The sequence below is a fragment of the Amycolatopsis sp. lyj-112 genome (assembly GCF_046549055.1).
GTDB lineage: Bacteria > Actinomycetota > Actinomycetes > Mycobacteriales > Pseudonocardiaceae > Amycolatopsis.
This window is the reverse complement of sequence record NZ_JAJPWS010000006.1, coordinates 265,072-283,723: the sequence shown is the minus strand read 5'-3', so window position 1 is coordinate 283,723 and position 18,652 is coordinate 265,072. Positions and strand designations below refer to the sequence as shown.

The following is an 18,652-nucleotide window of genomic DNA, read 5'->3' as shown; positions in this document are numbered from 1 at the left end:
CGCGTAAAGCTGGGTGGAAGGAGAGCCATATCGTGCTGCAACCTGGGCTGAAACGTCGTTTGACCAGGGTCTTCGTGTCTGCGGCCGCCGTTGCCGCCCTCGGGGCCTCAAGTGCGTTCGCCGCGCCCGCCGTCATCGCGGAGCCTGCGGCGACCGCGATCCCGGGCGTGGACGAGATCGTTCACAGCCCGAATCTCCGGTCGATCGCGAACGTCCCGCAGCAGGGGCCGTTCACCAAGGACTCGACCGGTACCGACATCGCGTTCACCAAGGGTCACGCGATCATCGGCACGTACGACGGCTTCAACGTCTTCGACGTCCGTAACCCGTACCGCCCGAAGATCGTCAGCCAGGTCCTCTGCCCCGGTGGGCAGAACGACGTGTCGATCTCCGGGGACCTGCTCTTCCTGTCGACCGACGCCTCGCGTAGCGACAACTCATGCTCGAGTGTCTCGAAGCCCGCCTCGGACAAGACGTCGTGGGAAGGCATCAAGATCTTCGACATCTCGAACCTCGCGGCACCGAAGTACGTCGCGGCGATCGAGACCGACTGTGGTTCGCACACCAACACGATGGTGCCGGACAAGAACGGCAAGAACGTCTTCGTGTACGTCTCGTCGTACGCGCCGGCGGCCAACCTGCCCGACTGCCAGCCGCCGCACGACAAGATCTCGATCATCAAGGTCCCGGTCAAGAACCCGGCGAAGGCCGAACTCGTCGCGAAGCCGGTGCTGTTCCCGGACGGCGGCAACGTCGGCGGCCCGAACCCGGACGGCACCAACCGTTCGGCGACCACCGGTTGCCACGACCTCACGGCGCTTCCGGAGAAGGACCTGATGGCCGGTGCCTGCATGGGTGACGGCGTCCTGTTCGACATCTCCGACCGCCTCAAGCCGCGGGTCCTCAACCGCGTCCAGGACAACGTGAACTTCGCGTTCTGGCACAGCGCCACCTTCAACAACGACGCCAACAAGATCGTCTTCACCGACGAACTCGGCGGCGGCGGCATGGCGACCTGCCTGGAGAAGTTCGGCAGCACCCGCGGTGCCAACGGCATCTACGAGATCACCGGCCGCGGCGACAACCGCAAGCTGGAGTTCCGCAGCTACTACAAGATCCCGCGTCTCCAGTCCGAGACCGAGAACTGCGTGGCGCACAACGGTTCGCTGATCCCGGTGCCGGGCAAGGACATCATGGTCCAGTCCTGGTACCAGGGTGGCATCTCGGTGTGGGACTTCACCGACTCGACGAAGCCGAAGGAGATCGCGTACTGGGAGCGTGGCCCGCTCTCGAACGAGAAGCTCGTCGGCGGCGGAACGTGGTCGGCGTACTGGTACAACGGCCACATCTTCTCGTCCGACATCGTGAAGGGTCTCGACGTCCTGGACCTGAACGACTGGCGGACCTTCCCGGCGAAGTTCGTCCGGCAGAACGAGTTCAACGCCCAGACGCAGTACAAGCTGCACCCGGGCTTCAACTGATCCGGTAGCGCTATGAACGGGCCTTTCCTTGCAAATTTTGCAAGGAAAGGCCCGTTCATAGCATCCGGGAGCGGGTCGGACGAGCGGGTCAGACGAGCCAGACGGCCGCGTCCGGCGGCAGTTTCCCGTTCACCAGCGGCACGCTCGACAGCAGCACCTCGCCCGGCGGCACCGCGATCGGGCTCGCCGACGTGTTCAGCGCGCAGATCAGCCCGCCGCGGCGCCGGAACGCGAAACAGCCGGCCGGGGCGCCGTACCAGTCCAGGTCGTCGCCGCTGAACGCCGGATGCGTCTTGCGGATCTCGATCGCCTGCCGGTACAGCGACAACGTCGAGGCGGGATCTTCCAGCTGCGCTTCCACGGTCACAGACGCCCACGAAGCGGGCATCGGCAGCCACGTCCGCGGGTTGCGGGAGAAACCGAACGGCGGCAGATCGCCTTCCCACGGCAGCGGCACCCGCGACGCGTCCCGGCCGAACTCGGCGCCGGAGGTCTTGGCGCGCGGGTCGGCGAGCGCGTCGGGCGGGAGGTCGACGTTGCCGAGGCCGAGTTCTTCGCCGTTGTAGAGATAGACCGTTCCCGGCAGGGCGAGTTCGACCAGCGCCATCGCGCGGGCCCGCCGCACGCCCCGCTCGCCGCCGCCGTACCGGCTGACCTGCCGCCAGACGTCGTGGTTGCCGAGCGTCCAGGTGGCCTGGGCCCCGGCCGACTTCGGCACCGCCAGGGACCGTTCGATGGCCGTGCGCAGCGCGTCCGCGTCGAAATGCGTGAGCACCAAACGGAAGTTGAAGGCCAGGTGCAGTTCGTCCGGCCGCAGGTAGCGGGCGAGCCGCTCCTCGTCGGTCACCCAGATCTCGCCGACCGCCATGGCGTCCGGGTACTCGTCGAGCACCTTGCGGATCATCTGGTGGATCTCGTGGACACGGTCGTTGTCGAAGCGCGGGTCGTAGAACTCGCTCGGCCCGAGCGGGTTCACCCGCGGGTCCATGTCGGGCAGGCCCGGCGGTTTCGCCATGCCGTGCGCGACGTCGATGCGGAAGCCGTCCACCCCGTGGTCCAGCCAGAACCGCAGGGTGCGCTCCAGATCGGCGGCGACCTCGTGGTTGGTCCAGTTCAGGTCCGGCTGCTGCGGCGAGAACAGGTGCAGGTACCACTGGCCGTCGGGCACCCTGGTCCAGGCCGGGCCGCCGAACGCGCTGACCCAGTTGTTCGGCGGCGAGTCGCCGCGCGGGCCGAGCCCGTCGCGGAAGATGTAGCGATCCCGTTCCGGGCCGCCCGGAGGCGCCGCCATCGCCGATTTGAACCAGGCGTGGGTGTTGCTGGTGTGGTTGGGGACGACGTCGATGGTGACCTTGATGCCGCGTTTGTGCGCCTCGGTCAGCAGCACGTCGAAGTCGCCGAGCGTGCCGAACATCGGGTCGACGTCGCGCGGGTCGGCGATGTCGTAACCGTGGTCGGCCATGGGCGAGGAGTAGAACGGCGTCAGCCACAGCGCGTCGATGCCGAGCAGTTCGAGGTAGCCGAGTTTGCTCCGGATTCCTTCGAGGTCGCCGACGCCGTCCCCGTCGGAATCGGCGAACGAGCGCACGTAGACCTGGTAGAAGACCGCCTGGTCCCACCAAGTGGCGCCCCGCGCCATCACACGAAGCTGTTCATCATGCTGTTCGCCGCCATTTCGAGGTAGGCCCACAGCTGCTTGCGGTAGGGCTCCTCGATGTTCTCCTCGTCGACCGCGATCTTGATGCAGCGCAGCCAGGCGTCGCGTTCGATCGGGCCGATCTTGAACGGGTTGTGCCGCATCCGCAGCCGCGGGTGGCCACGCTGATCCGAGTAGGTGTGCGGGCCGCCCCAGTACTGCATGAGGAACAGCCGGAAGCGCTCCTCGGCCGGGCCGAGGTCCTCTTCGGGGTACAGCGGGCGAAGTACCTCGTCGACCGCCACCTCGGCGTAGAACCGCGCGACGATCCGGGTGAACACCGGTTCGCCGCCGATCGCCTCGTACAAGGTCGTGGGGTCTGGCTCGCTCACTGACACAGCTCCATTCTGCCCTGCACTTGTCCTACTGACTCGCGGGCCCGGACGACATATAGCGCCCCAGAGGTGGCTCGAAGCCCGCCTCGTCCAGCGCGGCGAGCAGGTTCGCCCGCAGCGCGCGCTGCACCGCCCACTGCTTGCCCGGCCGCACCTTCACCGTCATCCGGAGCTTGATGCCCTCGGGGGTGACGGTTTCCACGCCGAGCATCTCGGGCGGCTCCAGCACGTTGGGCGCCAGGCCCTCGCTTTCCAGCAGGGCCGTCGCCTTCTCGGCCATCAGCGCGATGGCCTTCTCGACGTCGGCGGAGTAGCTGACCGGGACATCGACGACGGCCACGGCGAAGCCCTGGCTCGAGTTGCCGACCCGCAGCACCTCACCGTTGCGGACGTACCAGACGGTGCCGTTGATGTCACGCAGGGTCGTGATCCGGAGACCGACCGCTTCGACCGTGCCGGACGCCTCACCGACGTCGACGACGTCACCGACGCCGTACTGGTCCTCGATCATCATGAACATGCCGGACAGGAAGTCCTTGACGAGGTTCTGGGCACCGAAACCGAGCGCGACACCGACGATGCCGGCGGAGGCGATGATCGGCGCCAGGTTGATGCCGAGTTCGCCCAGGACCAGGATGAACGCGAGGCCGTAGATCAGGAACGTCGCCATCGACTTGAGCACCGAGCCGATCGTGGCGGCCCGCTGACGACGTCGTTCCATCACCGCCGAACCGAGCACTTCGGGAGCCTTCTCCCGCAGCGGTCTCAACAGCGCCGGCAGCTTCTTGGAGCCGCCGGGCATCCGGGTCACGCGGTTGATCAGGCGTCGCACCAGGTAACGCAGCAGGAACGCGACGGCCATGATCATCAAGATCCTGATCGGCTTCGTCAGCAGCCAGCCCGCCGACGCGGCGAGCCATTGGTTGTTTGTGATGTCGAACACCTGGCCGCACAGCGTACTGGCGTCCCTCGTACAGGCCGGAGGTTCGGTGGGCAGCAGGTTCACGGAGAGGAAATGTCCTTTCGTGCTCGGTGGGGATCGTTCGCGCTGTCGAGCGCGGCGGCGGTCCCGGCGGATTTCGGCACACCCGACTTTTGGTGGCCGCGAGGTCGCGCGCATGTGACACGTCTTGTAACACACGTGCACTTTGGGGCTGATCTGTGGTCGACTATGCCTGCACCGGTGGAGGTGGTCGAGTGCCAGACCGACAACCCATCCCCCTCGGCGTCCCGAGCCAAGCCTTGGCCGGTCCGGCGCCGGAGGTCGTGTTGCGCGCTCATCCGGGAGGTGTCCCCTCGCATGGGGCCCCCTCGGGCGGGCCGGGAACGCGGCCAGGGGGTGTAGCCCGCCCGCCCGGACAGCGTAGAGGGCGGGACCCGTCGAACACGGCGGTACCCACTACGACTTCAGGGTCGTCTTGGGGCCGCAGACGGGTATTGCTGTTGAACGCCACGTTCGAACCGCTGACGGCGTTGCCGTTGCGGCGCGCGGTGGTCCTCGTGATGTGCGGCAAGGCCGAGGTGGTGCACGGCGACCCGGGAGGGCTCGAGGTGCACGCCGCCACGGTGTCGCTGCCCGTGCCGTCGGTGATCCGGCTGAGCACCTACGTGCGCGTGCCCTACCGCGCTCAGGTGCCGCTGACCCGGGCCGGGCTCATGCATCGCGACCGCTACCGCTGCGCCTACTGCGGAGGACGGGCCGAGACCATCGACCACGTCGTCCCGCGAAGCCGCGGTGGTCCGCACAGCTGGACGAACTGCGTGGGCTGTTGCGCCAAGTGCAACCATCGGAAGGCGGACAAGCTGCTTTCCGAGATCGGCTGGCGTCTGCGCGTGGTGCCGAGGGCCCCGCACGGGCCGCATTGGCGGTTGCTCGCCCATTCCAAGGAGGCCGACCCGTTGTGGCGGCCGTACCTCGGAACGGCGGCCTGACCGCCGGGCCCTGGACATGTCGGTGCCCCGGCTGCCTTTCGGCGGCCGGGGCGGGCCGATAATGCTGCTAGCTGGTGCCGCTACAAGTACGCCGTCCCCTACTACCGCGTAACTCGCCGTCGAGCCGGTCCGTGTCCGTGCTCAGGCGGCCAGGGAGAAGTCGCTCCGGCAGGTGACGCGGGTGCCACGGGTGACCCGGGTTCCGGCCGTGACGCGGGTGCCACGAGTGACGCGCGTGCCACGGGTGACACGAGTTCCGGCGGTGACGCGGGTGCCACGGGTCACCCGGGTGCCGCGAGTGACTCGCGTGCCGGCGGTGACTCGCGTACCGCGAGTGACACGTGTACCGCGAGTAACCCGTGTGCCCGCCGTCACACGCGTACCGGGGACGAATTCAGCTTCGAAGAGTGACGAAATGTCGTCGATGATCGCCTGGCCGGGTGTCTGGGTGCTCTGCATGACGTGTCCTCCTGCGACCGGTGCGTTACCTGCTGGGGGTGGGGGAGTGGGCGCAAGGCCCGTACAGGTGAAAAAGCTACGAGGATTTCAAGGCCGCGACAAGATGACAGCGCCGGGTGCGGCCGCCCGTACGTTGAGTTGCAACCTTTCGGCCTTGAGGGCTTCGGCTCAACGTGGGAGCGCTTTCGCGGCAAGCGGCGGACGGCCACCTCACGACGATGAGCGGTAGTCGTCGCGGAGTACGTTCGCGCGAGCGGGTGCGGCACGGCGGCGGCCATCCGGGTCGGATACGCTCACGCGCGTGAACCTTGTCGAGACGATCCTGGTCTTCGCGGTGATCCCCTTGGCCATCTACGCGCTTTGCGGAGTGGCCACGCTGCGGTCGAAGGGCGCGGGCATCGCCCGGTACCGGCCGGGGCAGCCGTGGGAGTACCCGGCCATGTGGTGGAGCGCCAACCCCGACGGTGTCGGCGCCAGGCATTCGCACGCGAACGCAGGCGGCGCGACCGCCGTCGTCGCGTCGGACGGAGCTTCGGTGACGGGAGGCGCTCGTGGCAACTGGTGAACTGACCCATTCGTCCGCGGCTGTTGACGAAGAGCCCGGTTACGGCGCCGCCGTTACCTCCAGCGGCCGGGTGTCCGCCGCCAAGATGTACGAACCGGCTGGGCCGATCAGCCCATTCTCGACCCAGCAGCTCGCCCGCTTGGACGAGGCGCTGACCCTGGCCAGCCGCGAGACCGGCCTCGACTTCAGTGTGTACCTCGGCGAGCTCGGCGAGGACACCCGCGTCACCGCCGAAGGGCTGCTGGCCTCGACCGACAACCCGGCGGACTCCGTCCTCGTCGCCGTGTCGCCGGGCCAGCGCGTGATCGAGATCTTGACGGGCTCGCTGGCCAAGCACCGCCTGCCCGACCGTGGCGCGAAGCTCGCCGTGGCCAGCATGGTGGCCTCCTTCAAGGAAGGCGACCTCGTCGGCGGTCTCGTCAACGCGCTGCGCATGCTGAGCGACCAGGCAGGCAGCCCCAGCTAGTCGCACTTTCCCGTGCCATGAACGGCCCGTTACTTGCAAATTTCGCAAGTAACGGGCCGTTCATGGCGTTCGGGACCTAGATGCCGGCCTGCGAGTCGAACTCACGGGCGGCCAGCGCGCGGACGATCCCGGCCCGGCCTTCGGAGACGAGACGGCGCAGCGCCGCCGGGTGCTCCCCGGTCAGCCACGCGTCCGACGCCTTCACCGTCGACGGCTCGATCGCCCACGACGGGTACAGCCCGACCACCGTCGGCTGCGCCCGCTCACTGGAACGCCGCTGCCAGACCTCGTCGATGACGTCGAAGTAGCGCGTCACGTAGTCGCCGAGCAGGTGCTTCTGGCCTGGGTGGGAGAAGCCGGTGATGAGCGAGTCGCTGACCGCGTTGGGCAGCTCGTCGTCGTACACCGCCCGCTGCCACGCGTCGGCCTTCGCGTCGTCGGTCGGCCGCAGCGCCCGCGAGCGCTCCGCCTGACGCCGTCCGGCGGCGGTGTCGTCCTTGGCGAGTTCCGAGTCGATCTCCGGGTTCTCCGCCTTGCCGTGCGCGACCAGCGCCTGCAGGAGCCGCCAGCGCAGATCGGTGTCGACGGTCAGCCCCTCCAGCGGAGCCGTGCCGTCGAGCCAGCCGGCGATGATCTCCAGCGTCGGCTCGTCGAGCACCGAGTGCGAGAGCGAGTTCACGAAGGCGAGCTGGTGGTCCGAAGCGGCCTCGGCGCCCTGCGCCAGCTCCAGCAGCCGCGCGGAGAACGCCGGCCAGCCCTTTTCCGTGGCCCAGGCCCTGTTCGCGTACGAGTTCAGCGCCGTCTGCGCCTGCAGCAGCAGCCGCTGCACCACGCCGACCTCGGTCTCGGTGTGCACACCGCGCTCGACCAGCGTGACGAAGTCGCGTGCCTTGAGCTCGGCCTCGCGCGTCATCTCCCACGCCGCCGACCAGCACAGCGTGCGGGGCAGCGGTTCGGTGATGTCGGCGACGCGGTCGATCAGCGTCGTCAGCGACGTCGGGTCGAGCCGCATCGTGCAGTAGGTCAGGTCGTCGTCGTTGACCAGCACGAGCTTGCCCGCGGGCAGCCCGACCAGGTCCGGCACCTCGGTGCGCTCGCCGTCGACGTCGAGTTCGACGCGGTGCTTGCGGACGATCTTGCCGCTGCCGTCCTCGTCGTAGACGCCGACCGCGACGCGGTGCGTCCGCAGCTCACCGGCACCCGGCTTGGCGCCGGTCTGCGTGACGGCGAAGGCGGTGTACTTGCCGTCCGCGCCGATCTCGTAGCGCGGGCTCAGCGAGTTGAGACCGGTCGTCTCCAGCCACTGGGCACTCCACCACGAAAGGTCGCGGCCGGAAGCCTCCTCCAGCGCGCCCAGCAGGTCCGCCAGGGTCGCGTTGCCCCACGCGTGCTTGCCGAAGTAGACCTTCAGGCCTTCGAGGAAGTGGTCGAGCCCGACGTAGGCGACGAGCTGCTTCAGCACGCTCGCGCCCTTGGCGTAGGTGATCCCGTCGAAGTTCACCTCGACCGCGTGCAGGTCGACGATGTCCGCGGCGATCGGGTGCGTCGAGGGCAGCTGGTCCTGCCGGTACGCCCACGACTTCTCGATGTTCGCGAAGCTGGTCCACGCGTTCTTGTACTCGGTCGCCTCGGCCTGGGCCAGCACGCTCGCGAAGGTCGCGAACGACTCGTTCAGCCACAGGTCGTCCCACCAGCGCATGGTGACCAGGTCGCCGAACCACATATGCGCCATCTCGTGCAGCAGCGTCTCGGCGCGGCGCTCGTAGGCGTAGCGCGTGACGCGGCTCCGGAAGACGTAGTCCTCCAGGAAGGTGACGGCGCCGGCGTTCTCCATCGCGCCCGCGTTGAACTCCGGCACGAACAGCTGGTCGTACTTGGAGAACGGGTACGGGGTCGCGAACTTCTCGTGATAGAAGGCGAAACCCTGCTTGGTCTCGGTGAACAGCTTGTCCGCGTCCATGTGCTCGGCGAGCGACGAGCGGCAGTAGATGCCGAGCGGGATGGTGCGGTGGTCGTCGGAGTACTCGTCGCGCCACTCGCTGTACGGGCCGGCGATCAGCGCGACCAGATAGGTCGAGATCCGCTCGGACACCGCGAAGACGATGCGGACGGCACCGTCCGGGGTCTCTTCGGTCGACTCGACCAGCGCGTTCGAAATGACCTTCCAGTCCTTCGGCGCGAGCACGGTGAGCCGGTAGACCGACTTGAGGTCGGGCTGGTCGAAGCAGGCGAACATCCGCTTGGCGTCCGCGGTCTCGAACTGCGTGTAGAGGTACACGCCGTCGTCGACCGGGTCGACGAACCGGTGCAGGCCTTCGCCGGTGTTCATGTACCGGCAGACCGCGTCCACGACGAGTTCGTTCGACTCGGCGAGCCCGGGCAGCTCGACGCCCTTGTCCTCGACGTACCCGCTGACGTCGAGGTCCGACCCGTTGAGAACGGCCGAGGAGACGCCCTCGGCGACGATGTCGACCCACGACGCCTCGCCGCTTCTGGCGCTCGCGAACTTGATCGTCGTCTTCGACGTGAAGGTCTTCTCGCCGGGACCGCCGCGGCCGTCGGTCAGATCCAGCTCGATGTCGTAGGACTCGACGTCGAGCAGGTCCGCGCGCAGTTTGGCTTGGTCTCGGGTCAGGTTGGGGGCGGGCACTGGCACCTCTGGTCATCGGTATCGGTTTTGGTTTCCAACTACAGGCATCCAATCATGTCCAGGGTGGTGCTGACGACGGGAACAACACCGACGGCCGCGATGTTGGCTGGCTGTGTAGCACCCTGTAAGCACCCCGCACACCAAGACGATGGCACTGGGAGAACGAGATGACCGCCCCGTCCGAGACGACCAAGGTCGACTTCTACTTCGATCCGATCTGTCCCTTCGCCTGGATCAGCTCGCGCTGGATCCTCGAGGTCGAGAAGCACCGCAGCCTCGACCTGAGGTTCCGCATCATGAGCCTGTCGGAACTCAACAGCGGTCGCGAGGACCTGCCTGAGCAGTACAAGGACCTCCTGAGCCGCGGCTGGGGGCCGGTGCGCGTCGCGACCGCGCTGGCGCAGAAGAACGGTGAGGAGGCGCTGCGCGACTTCTACACCGAGTTCGGCACGCGGCACCACAACCAGGGCGACAAGGACATCCCGAAGGTCATCAAGGAGACCCTCGAGGCCATCGGCGCCCCGGCCGAGCTGGCCGAGGCCGCGGAGTCGACCGAGTACGACGAGGCGCTCAAAAAGAGTCACTACGAAGGTATGAATCCGGTCGGAATGGACGTCGGCACACCGACGATCCACATCGACGGCGTCGCCTTCTTCGGCCCGGTGCTCAGCTCGATCCCGCGCGGCGAGGACGCCGTCAAGGTCTTCGACGGCGCCCGCGCGCTGGCGAGCTACCCGGACTTCTTCGAGCTGAAGCGCACCCGGTCCGGCGACCTGAACTTCGACTAAGAAGTCGCGAGAGCGGCCTTGGTGACATCGTCGGGGTAGGACGACCTCACGACGGCTTCGTCCGTCGTGAGGTCTCCCGCGGCGATCGCCGTCTTGAGCGCGAGCAGTTCGCGCAGGCCGTCGCGGTGCTTCTCGATGAACGGCCCGTCGACCGGGTCGCCGTGTCCGGCGACGATGATCCGGGGCTCCAGCGCGAGGATCGCGTCCATCACCGCGGGCCATTCCTCCAGTGAGCTGCCATCGTTGAAGGAGTAGGCGCTGAAGCCTGCTTGTGACGATGCCTTCTCGGCGGGAAAACGTGCCTCGAAGGGGGCGTTCTCCACGGCGTCGCCCGCGTAGATGATCCCGGCGTCCGGCACGTGGACGAACAGGTCGTGATCGGTGTGGGCGCGGCCGAGGAACCGCAGCACCGCCGTCCGGCCACCGAGGTCGATCACGGCCGTGTCGGTGACCAGCTTGCCGGGCAGGGTGATCTCGGTGCGCTCCAGCGCCGCCGCCATCTCCGGCCGGTTCTCGGACTCCATCTTCGCCATCCACTTGCGCCGGGCTTGCTCGCCGAATTCGGCCAGCTCGGCCACGCAGCCTTCGTGCGCCCAGACGTCGCAGGGCAGGAACGGCGTGGTGCCGAAGGCGTGGTCGAAATGCGCGTGGGTGTAGACGACCGACCACGGCAGCGGCGTGATCTCCCGCACCGCCGCGGCGAGTTCGGCGCCCTGGTCGACGTCGCCCCGGACGTCGACGACCAGGCAGCGTTCACTCCCGACGACCAGACCGACGGTCAGGTCCAGTTCCTCGTAGCGGCGTGCGTACACCCCGTCGGCGAGTTCGAGCCAGTTCACCAGGCCTCCAGAATTCCCTTGCGCAGCACCGGAACCGTGCTGCTCGTGTCGAGCCGTGCGGCGAGGGTCACGTCGTTCCCGTGCCCGGCCGCGGCCAGCTCACGCCCTGACGAACACTCTGCCAGCGCCACGGGGATGTCGGTCGCTTTCGCCGCTGTCGCCGCGAGGCGTGCTTCAGCGGACAGACGGCCGTAATCGCCGAGGGCGGCCACGATCGCGCCCGCGCCGAGCTGGTCCTCGACGCAGGGCCGCAGCGGGCAGCCCGCGAGGATTTCGGCACCGGTCGTGGCGGCTGCGTCGCACAACGTGGCGCCATTGGGTGAAGGAAGCGCCAGCAGGGTTCCGGAAGGGATTTCCGTCACAGACGAAGGTCGTAAAGTCCACTCGCCTTCACCCGCCAGGATGGCGCCTCGCTCTTTCGCGATTTCCGCGCCGCGGTGATCGCGCCAGCGGACCGGCAGGACGCGTCCGCCGTTGCCGAGGACGAGATCCGTTGTGGTGCAGAAGGAAAGCACGTCGACGATGACGAGAACGGCGCACTTCTCACCGAGGACGCCGACGCCTTCGGGTCCCCATTCGAGCCGGATGTCGGATTCCTGCTGGGCCCGGATGTCCACCCCCAGAGCATGCCCGAGGCCTGCGGTGATGGCAGACTCCGCGCTGTGCGTGTTTACCTTGGCTCTGACCATGCCGGTTTCGAATTGAAGAACCACCTCGTGGCCCACCTCAAGGAGAAGGGGCACGACGTCGAGGACGTCGGTCCCTTCGTCTACGACGCGGCCGACGACTACCCCGCCTTCTGCATCGAGGCGGCCCGCCGGGTCGTCGCGGACGAGGGCAGCCTCGGCATCGTCGTCGGCGGTTCCGGCAACGGCGAGCAGATCGCGGCCAACAAGGTCAAGGGCGCTCGCGCCGGCCTCGCGTGGAGTGTGGAGACCGCGAAGCTCACCCGTGAGCACAACCACGCCCAGGTGATCGGCGTCGGTGCGCGGATGCACACCGCCGAGGAGGCCACGGAGATCGTCGAGGCGTTCCTCGCGACCCCGCCGAGCCCGGACGAGCGGCACGGCCGCCGCGTCCAGCAGATCCTCGACTACGAGAACACCGGCTGGCCGCCGCCGCTTCCCGAGCACTGACATGCCCGAGGGGCACACGCTCCATCGCCTCGCCCGGCTGCACAAACGCCGTTTCGGCGGCCATCCGGTCGCGGTGAGCAGCCCGCAGGGGCGGTTCGCCACCGAAGCGTCCCGTTTGGACGGTCGGGTACTGGTGAAATCCGAGGCGTACGGGAAGCACCTGTTCCACGACTACGGTCCACACGGGACGGTGCACATCCACCTGGGCCTCTACGGCACGTTCTCCGACGAGCCGCTGCCCGCGCCCGAACCGATCGGGCAGGTACGGCTACGGATGGTCGGGCCGACCCATTCGGCTGATCTGCGCGGCCCGAACCAATGCGAGCTGCTCGACGCGGACCGCGTCGACGCGATCAAGGCCCGGCTGGGCCCGGATCCGCTGCGCCGGGACGCCAAGCCGGACAAGGCGTGGGAGCGGATCTCCCGGTCGAAGACGTCGATCGCGGCGCTGCTGATGGATCAGTCCGTGCTGGCGGGGGTGGGCAACGTCTACCGCGCCGAGGTGCTGTTCCGGCACGGCGTCGCGCCGCTCATTCCTGGCCGCGCGCTCGATCGCGAGCTGTGGGACGACCTGTGGGCGGACCTGGTGACGTTGATGCGCCACGGTGTCCGGGTGGGACGGATCGACACGGTGGCGCCGGAGCACCTGCCCGAGGTGACCGGCCGCGCGCCGCGGCAGGACCGGCACGGGGGCGAGGTCTACGTCTACCGCCGGGCCGGCGAGCCGTGCCTGGTCTGCGGGACGCCGGTGATGCGCAGCGACCTGGCCGCGCGGAACCTCTTCTGGTGCCCGACCTGCCAGCCCGCCTGATCTTTCGGTCCCGGACGCTATGAACGACTCGTTACTTGCGAAATTTGCAAGTAACGAGTCGTTCATAGCACTTGAAGGACCGGGGTCAGAAGCCGCCGAAGTCGCCGCCTCCGCCGCCGAAACCGCCGCTGTCGAAGCTGCCGCCGTCGAACCCGCCTCCGTCGTAGCCTCCGCCATCGAAGCCGCCGCCGTCGCCTCCGGCGTCACCGCCCGCGTCACCGCCGCCGTCGGCCGCGCCCGCGTCTTCCTGGCCGGCGTCGTAGCCGGACTCCCAGGCCGACGCGCTCGCGATCCCGGCCATACCGGAGAACATCGCGGTGAACAGCAGCATCGAACCGAGACCCCAGGCGCCGGCGACGAGCGCGGGCTTCCACCACGGCTCGCTGTACCAGCCCTGCGGGACCGGACGGCCTGCCACGCGCCCGCCCGGGTAGTAGTGCGGCGTGCGCTGGCTCGGATCCGGCGAGGCTTCGTAGTGCCCGTCCTCGACGTCGATCGAGCGGTACTCGGTGACCTTGCCCGCGCGGTCGCGTTCTTCGCTGCCGGGCAGATCCGGGCCGGGGTCCATGCCCATCGCGACCCGCGCGGCGCGCACGTAGTAGAGGCCCTCGACGGCGGTCTCCTTGACCAGCCGGGCCTGCTCCGCGGTCTGCGCCTGTTCCATCTGCGAGCCCGCGGCGTTGTAGCGCTCGGCGGCGTCCGCCATGGCCTGCTGGGAAGCGATGTCGTTGCCGGAGATGTTCAGTACCTGACCGCCGAGTCGTTCGACGAGACGTCGTGCGTCCGCCTTCGCGTCGTCCAGCAGGCGCTTCTTGGCCGCCGCCTGGGACTTCGCGAAGTAGATACCGCCGCCGACCACGACGACGAGGAGCACGATCAGGAAGATCGCGGTGCCCATGTGCCACTCCAGTAATCGTTCGGCCCTTTGATCCGGACAACGCGGGCGGTACGCCCGGGGTTCCCGGTGAGTGCTCCTGGTCACCACGCGCACTGGCGGGCGAAACTAGAACACGTTATAGTTCGCCCCATGAAGTTCACCCTGTCGATCGCGATGAATCCGCTCGATCAACTGGGCGAGCTCGCCCGCGCCGCCGAACAGGCGGGGTTCTCCTCGATCGCGCTCCCGGATTCCCTGTTCTATTCCGAAACGGTCTCGGCCGACTACCCGTACACACCCGACGGCAGCCGGTTCTGGACCGAGGAGACGCCCTGGGCCGATCCGCTGGTGGCGGCCGCGGCCATGGGCGCGGTCACCGAACGGATCACGTTCTACACCTCCGTGCTCAAACTCGGCTCCCGCAATCCGGTCCTGCTGGCGCGTCAGGTCAACTCGGTCGCCGCGCTGACCGGCGGCCGCTTCGCCCTCGGGCTCGGCGTCGGCTGGTCGCCGGAGGAGTTCCAGTGGTGCGGCGTGCCGTACGAGCGCCGCGGCAAACGCGTCGACGAGGCGATCGACGTCCTGCGGCTGATCCTCGACGGCGGGATGGTCGAGCACCACGGCGAGTTCTACGACTTCGACAAACTGCGGATGAGTCCCACACCGCCGTCGCGGGTGCCGTTCTACATCGGAGGCCACACCGACGTCGCGTTGCGCCGTGCCGTGCGCGTCGCCGACGGCTGGTCTTCGGCGATGATGAAGTTCGACGACCTCCGCGACACGATCACCCGGTTGCGTGCGTTGCTGGCCGAACAAGGCCGGGCCGACGATCCGTTCGAGTATCAGGCCGTCTGTATCGACCGCTTCGGGCTCGATGGTTACCGCGAGCAGGGCGAGATCGGCGTGACCGACGTGATCACCATGCCGTGGGTGTTCGACGGCGTCGGTTTCGACGCCGAGATCGGGCCGAAGCTGGATTCCATCAAGAAGTTCGGCGACGAGATCATCGCGAAGGTGGGGGACTGAGCCATGAGTGTCGACGTCTGCTGGGATCCGGCCGCCGAACAGCCTCCCGCGCGCCGGGCCGCGTACCGCTCGATGATCGCCGTCGCCTCCGGAGACCAGGACAGCTGGCTTGAACTCTTCGCCGGGGACGCCGTCGTCGAGGACCCCGTCGGGCCGTCGATGTTCGACGCCGAGGGCAAAGGTCACCACGGCCACGACGGGATCAGGGCCTTCTGGGAGGCGACGATCGCGAATGTCGAGCGCTTCCAGTTCACCATCCGCGATTCCCACGCGGCGGGAGACGAGGTCGCGAACGTCGGGACGATCACGACGTATCTGCCCGGCGGCTACCGCGTCGACACCGACGGCGTTTTCGTCTACCGGGTCCGGGAAGACGGGCTGATCGTCTCGGTGCGGGCGTTCTGGGAGACCGCGCGCGCCATGGCCACCGCACGGCAGGTCGAGGAGTGACCCTTTAAGGGCGGCTGTGGACGCCCCCCGACGGGGTAGGTTCCCACCATGCGGATCGGCGTGGTCAAGGTCGTGGTCCTGGTGCTGGGGTTCTACGCCTTAGACACGCTGATCTTCGTCCTGCTGGCCTTCGGCGGCGGCCTGCTGCTGGGCCGGATCGACAACGTCGCGCTGTTCCTGCTTGCCGCGCTCGGTTTGGGGCTGTCGCTCGGTGCCGGGGTCGCGGCCTTGCTGCCGTTCCGGGCGAAACCCTTCGAGCCGAACGGTGTCCCGCTCTTCCGTGACGACGCACCGGAACTGTGGGCCACGCTCACCGAACTCGGCGAGATGATCGGAACCCGGCTGCCGGATCAGGTGTGGCTCACCTCCGAGCCAGGGGCGTCGGTCATCGAAGAGGCGAGCCTGTTCGGCCTGAAACCCGGCCGCCGGTTCCTGATGATCGGCTACCCGACGCTCCAGGCGTTCACCCGCGTCCAGATGCGCGCGGTGCTGGCGCACGAGTTCGGCCACTACGGCCACTTCGACGCGCATATGACGGTGACGGGCTATCGCGCCCACGTCGCCGTCGCGCGCATGTTCGCACGCTTTCCCCGGAGCACGATCAACCCGCTCTCCTGGCTCTTCCGCGGCTACGCGCGGCTGTTCATCCTGACCCAGCAAGTCGCGAGCCGCCGCCGGGAGTACGGCGCCGACCAGATCATGGGCCGGATCGCCGGGCGGGCCGCGGCGCAGTCGGTGTTACGGCTGTTCCCGGTGCTCGCCGACGAGTGGACCCGGTTCGTCCACGTCCACGTCGAGTCCGGAGCGGATGTGGGGATGGCCCCCGCCGACGTCTACGGCGGCTTCGCCCGGATGCTCGAAGCGCGGCGCGAGTGGCTGTCCACCGCCGACGCGCCCCTCCGATCCTCATCGCGATGGGACACCCATCCGCCGACGGAGGAACGTCTGTGGGCCTTGGATATCGCACCTGATCGGTCCGATGTGGACGATCGCCCGGCGCTGGGTCTGCTCGCCGATTCCGCCAAGTCCGCCGCTCGGTTGGAAGAAACCGCCTTCGACTTCGACGGACGTCGCCGGATTCCTTGGGACGATTACCCTCGCGAGTCGACGCTGGCGCGGCTGAAGGCGGATGCCGAGGCCGCGTACCGGGCGATCGCCAGGGCCTCGGGACAGCCGGTGGGAAGCCTCGAAGCACTTCTCGCCTTGCCTGGAGCGGACATCCCGGAGGACGGTCTGGTGGCCGCCATCGTGCTGGCCGGCTGCGACGCGGGCACGATCCGCTTCGAGCATCGGTGGGACGACGAACCGGATTTCGTCCACGCCGACGGATCTTTCGTGGCCCTCTTCGACCTCGTGGAGGATCTGCTGATCGGCGAACCCGAGCATGTCGCGCGTGCTCGCGCGGCGCTGGCCGGGCTGGGCATCGACCCCGCGACCGCGAGCGGTGGCGCGGAACGGCTTTCGCCCCGCGGCTCGGAGGTCATCGGCGGCCTCGCGCTCGTGAAACTGGACGACCGGCTCGGGCACCTGCTCCTCACCGATCGGGGCCTGCTCTTCGTGGCCGTCCTGGAAAAGCCCGCCGACAGCGGCAAACAAGGGCTGCTGGCCCTGATGGCCGAGGCACCCGCGGCCCGGGCCGGGTCTGTCTGGCTACCGTACGAAGAGTTCGTGCGGGTCGTGAAGCACCGCGACTTCCCGATCAAGGCGACCATGACCCTGTACGACGGCACAGTGCATCGGCTGCATGCGTTCTACAGCGGGCACATCCACGAAAAGTCGCACGACACGATCCTCGGCGTCCTCAGCTGAGCCGCTCCGCGCGCAGCGTCAGGTACTGCTTTTCGGGTTCGCTCGCGGTCTTCTCCGCGGCCCGCAGGTACGCCTCGCGGGCGGCGCCGGTGTCCCCGGCCAGTTCCAGCAGATGCCCGCGAACCGAGTCGAGCCGGTGGGTCTGGCTCATGCGGGTGTCGTCGTCGAGCGTGCCGAGCAGTTCGAGGCCGGCTTCCGGGCCGTGGACCTCGGCGACCGCGACGGCGCGGTTGAGCGTGACGACCGGGCCGGGGGAGACCTTCTCGAGGACGTCGTAGAGCGCGAGGATCTGCGGCCAGTCGGTCTCCTTTGTCGTGGCCGCCTCGTCGTGGACGGCGGCGATCGCGGCCTGGAGCTGGTACGGCCCGACGGGTCCCGCTTCGAGCGCCCGGCTCACCAGCTCGACTCCCTCGGCGATCGTCTCCGCGTTCCACCGCGAACGGTCCTGGTCGGCGAGCGGGATGAGCGCGCCGTCCTCGGTGGCGCGGGCGGCGCGGCGGGCGTCGGTCAGGAGCATCAGCGCGAGCAGGCCGGTGACTTCGTCCTCGGCCGGCATCAGCCGCCGCAGCAGCCGGGTCAGCCGGATCGCCTCGGCGGTCAGGTCCGCGCGGTGCAGATCGGGGCCGCCGCTGGTCGTGTAGCCCTCGTTGAAGATCAGGTACAGCACCTGGAGGACGACACGGAGGCGCTCGTCGAGTTCGGCCCGCGGCGGCAGGACGAACTCCGCACCGGCCTTCTTGATGGTCTGTTTCGCGCGGCTGATCCGTTGCGCGAGGGTGGATTCCGGGACCAGGAACGCGGTCGCGATCTCGCCGGTGGTCAGGCCGCCGACCGCGCGCAGGGTGAGCGCGAGCTGGGACGGCGCCGACAGGGAAGGGTGACAGCACAGGAAAAGGACGGTGAGCGTGTCGTCCGATGAAGACACTGTGGACGGCTGCCCCGGCCCCGGGAGGTCGAGCGTCGCGGAGTTCTCTTCGCGACGGCGTCGCGCGCTCTCGCTGCGCCACTCGTCCACCAGCCGCCGCGACGCCACCGTCGCGAGCCACGATTTCGGGCTGTCCGGGATGCCCTGCTCCGGCCACTGCTGGGCGGCCGAGAGCAGAGCTTCCTGGACGGCGTCCTCGCAGGCGTCGAACTGCCCATGCCTCCGCACCAGCAACCCGATGACCTGCGGGGCCAGTTCTCTCAGCAGGGCTTCCACCCGGCGATCATCCTTCACGACGCCAGTCTTACCGCATTTCGTCCTCTAGTCGCGGTAGTTGCACGCGCAAGGACCGCAACCAGAGGACGAAACGCGGCGGGTCAGGAGGCGACGGGGAGTAGGCGACGGGG

18 protein-coding genes are annotated in these 18,652 nt (G+C 68.4%); 10 read left to right on the top strand and 8 right to left on the bottom strand.

The window, feature by feature from the left end; genetic code table 11:
- The first annotated feature begins 32 nt into the window (after positions 1 to 32).
- Positions 33 to 1,481 (top strand): LVIVD repeat-containing protein, encoded by a 1,449-nt coding sequence (locus ACLJRL_RS22420; RefSeq protein ID WP_410658195.1) that lies wholly within the window; start codon positions 33 to 35, stop codon positions 1,479 to 1,481.
- 88 nt (positions 1,482 to 1,569) lie between these two features.
- On the opposite strand, the gene ACLJRL_RS22415 is transcribed toward ACLJRL_RS22420, so the two are convergent.
- The 3 genes from ACLJRL_RS22415 to ACLJRL_RS22405 are packed head-to-tail and all read right to left on the bottom strand — an operon-like array spanning position 1,570 to position 4,518.
- On the bottom strand, positions 1,570 to 3,120 hold the full coding sequence (locus ACLJRL_RS22415; protein WP_410658194.1) for a glycoside hydrolase family 13 protein: 1,551 nt from the start codon (positions 3,118 to 3,120) through the stop codon (positions 1,570 to 1,572).
- Positions 3,120 to 3,515 (bottom strand): globin, encoded by a 396-nt coding sequence (locus ACLJRL_RS22410; RefSeq protein WP_410658193.1) that lies wholly within the window; start codon positions 3,513 to 3,515, stop codon positions 3,120 to 3,122. The genes ACLJRL_RS22415 and ACLJRL_RS22410 overlap by 1 nt, the downstream gene beginning before the upstream one ends.
- 25 nt (positions 3,516 to 3,540) lie before the next feature.
- Positions 3,541 to 4,518, bottom strand: a complete 978-nt coding sequence (locus ACLJRL_RS22405; RefSeq protein WP_410658192.1) for a mechanosensitive ion channel family protein — start codon at positions 4,516 to 4,518, stop codon at positions 3,541 to 3,543.
- A gap of 431 nt (positions 4,519 to 4,949) precedes the next feature.
- Between ACLJRL_RS22405 and ACLJRL_RS22400 the strand changes: the two genes are divergently transcribed.
- The 3 genes from ACLJRL_RS22400 to ACLJRL_RS22390 all read left to right on the top strand — a co-directional run bounded on the left by ACLJRL_RS22400 (position 4,950) and on the right by ACLJRL_RS22390 (position 6,934).
- On the top strand, positions 4,950 to 5,444 hold the full coding sequence (locus ACLJRL_RS22400) for an HNH endonuclease (RefSeq protein ID WP_410658191.1): 495 nt from the start codon (positions 4,950 to 4,952) through the stop codon (positions 5,442 to 5,444).
- A 760-nt stretch (positions 5,445 to 6,204) separates the two neighbouring features.
- Complete coding sequence (locus ACLJRL_RS22395; RefSeq protein ID WP_410658190.1) at positions 6,205 to 6,468, top strand: hypothetical protein; 264 nt, start codon at positions 6,205 to 6,207, stop codon at positions 6,466 to 6,468.
- Positions 6,455 to 6,934: a DUF5130 family protein gene (locus ACLJRL_RS22390; RefSeq protein ID WP_410658189.1), complete on the top strand. Its 480-nt coding sequence runs from the start codon at positions 6,455 to 6,457 to the stop codon at positions 6,932 to 6,934. The genes ACLJRL_RS22395 and ACLJRL_RS22390 overlap by 14 nt, the downstream gene beginning before the upstream one ends.
- 76 nt (positions 6,935 to 7,010) lie before the next feature.
- Here ACLJRL_RS22390 and pepN read toward each other — a convergent pair whose 3' ends face one another.
- A complete protein-coding gene (gene pepN, locus ACLJRL_RS22385) occupies positions 7,011 to 9,584 on the bottom strand; it encodes an aminopeptidase N (protein WP_410658188.1) in 2,574 nt (857 codons plus the stop codon).
- Positions 9,585 to 9,751: 167 nt separating this feature from the next.
- On the opposite strand from pepN, the gene ACLJRL_RS22380 reads away from it, so the two are divergent.
- Entirely contained in the window at positions 9,752 to 10,372 is a 621-nt protein-coding gene (locus ACLJRL_RS22380; protein ID WP_410658187.1) for a DsbA family protein, read from the top strand.
- Here the strand turns inward: ACLJRL_RS22380 and ACLJRL_RS22375 are convergent.
- Both ACLJRL_RS22375 and ACLJRL_RS22370 read right to left on the bottom strand, forming a co-directional pair.
- The gene (locus tag ACLJRL_RS22375) at positions 10,369 to 11,211 is read right to left on the bottom strand and encodes an MBL fold metallo-hydrolase (protein WP_410658186.1); all 843 of its coding nucleotides are present in this window, start codon (positions 11,209 to 11,211) and stop codon (positions 10,369 to 10,371) included. The genes ACLJRL_RS22380 and ACLJRL_RS22375 overlap by 4 nt on opposite strands.
- The gene (locus ACLJRL_RS22370) at positions 11,208 to 11,828 is read right to left on the bottom strand and encodes a 2-phosphosulfolactate phosphatase (RefSeq protein WP_410658185.1); all 621 of its coding nucleotides are present in this window, start codon (positions 11,826 to 11,828) and stop codon (positions 11,208 to 11,210) included. The genes ACLJRL_RS22375 and ACLJRL_RS22370 overlap by 4 nt, the downstream gene beginning before the upstream one ends.
- Before the next feature lie 45 nt (positions 11,829 to 11,873).
- Here ACLJRL_RS22370 and ACLJRL_RS22365 point away from each other — a divergent pair, with 45 nt between their 5' ends.
- On the top strand, positions 11,874 to 12,347 hold the full coding sequence (locus ACLJRL_RS22365; RefSeq protein WP_410658184.1) for a ribose-5-phosphate isomerase: 474 nt from the start codon (positions 11,874 to 11,876) through the stop codon (positions 12,345 to 12,347).
- A gap of 1 nt (position 12,348) precedes the next feature.
- Positions 12,349 to 13,158: an Fpg/Nei family DNA glycosylase gene (locus ACLJRL_RS22360; RefSeq protein WP_410658183.1), complete on the top strand. Its 810-nt coding sequence runs from the start codon at positions 12,349 to 12,351 to the stop codon at positions 13,156 to 13,158.
- Between the two features lie 85 nt (positions 13,159 to 13,243).
- Here ACLJRL_RS22360 and ACLJRL_RS22355 read toward each other — a convergent pair whose 3' ends face one another.
- Entirely contained in the window at positions 13,244 to 14,056 is an 813-nt protein-coding gene (locus ACLJRL_RS22355) for a hypothetical protein (protein ID WP_410658182.1), read from the bottom strand.
- Positions 14,057 to 14,185: 129 nt separating this feature from the next.
- Here ACLJRL_RS22355 and ACLJRL_RS22350 point away from each other — a divergent pair, with 129 nt between their 5' ends.
- From ACLJRL_RS22350 to ACLJRL_RS22340, 3 genes are read left to right on the top strand one after another with little or no spacing between them, the layout of a single operon-like run.
- Positions 14,186 to 15,061 carry a TIGR03619 family F420-dependent LLM class oxidoreductase gene (locus ACLJRL_RS22350; RefSeq protein WP_410658181.1) on the top strand — a complete coding sequence of 292 codons (876 nt, stop codon included), beginning with the start codon at positions 14,186 to 14,188 and terminating at the stop codon, positions 15,059 to 15,061.
- A gap of 3 nt (positions 15,062 to 15,064) precedes the next feature.
- A complete protein-coding gene (locus ACLJRL_RS22345; RefSeq protein WP_410658180.1) occupies positions 15,065 to 15,511 on the top strand; it encodes a nuclear transport factor 2 family protein in 447 nt (148 codons plus the stop codon).
- A 48-nt stretch (positions 15,512 to 15,559) separates the two neighbouring features.
- Positions 15,560 to 17,320, top strand: coding sequence for a M48 family metallopeptidase (locus ACLJRL_RS22340; RefSeq protein ID WP_410658179.1), 1,761 nt, complete (start codon positions 15,560 to 15,562; stop codon positions 17,318 to 17,320).
- Here the strand turns inward: ACLJRL_RS22340 and ACLJRL_RS22335 are convergent.
- Positions 17,313 to 18,539, bottom strand: a complete 1,227-nt coding sequence (locus ACLJRL_RS22335; RefSeq protein WP_410658178.1) for an RNA polymerase sigma factor — start codon at positions 18,537 to 18,539, stop codon at positions 17,313 to 17,315. The genes ACLJRL_RS22340 and ACLJRL_RS22335 overlap by 8 nt on opposite strands.
- Positions 18,540 to 18,652 lie beyond the last annotated feature (113 nt).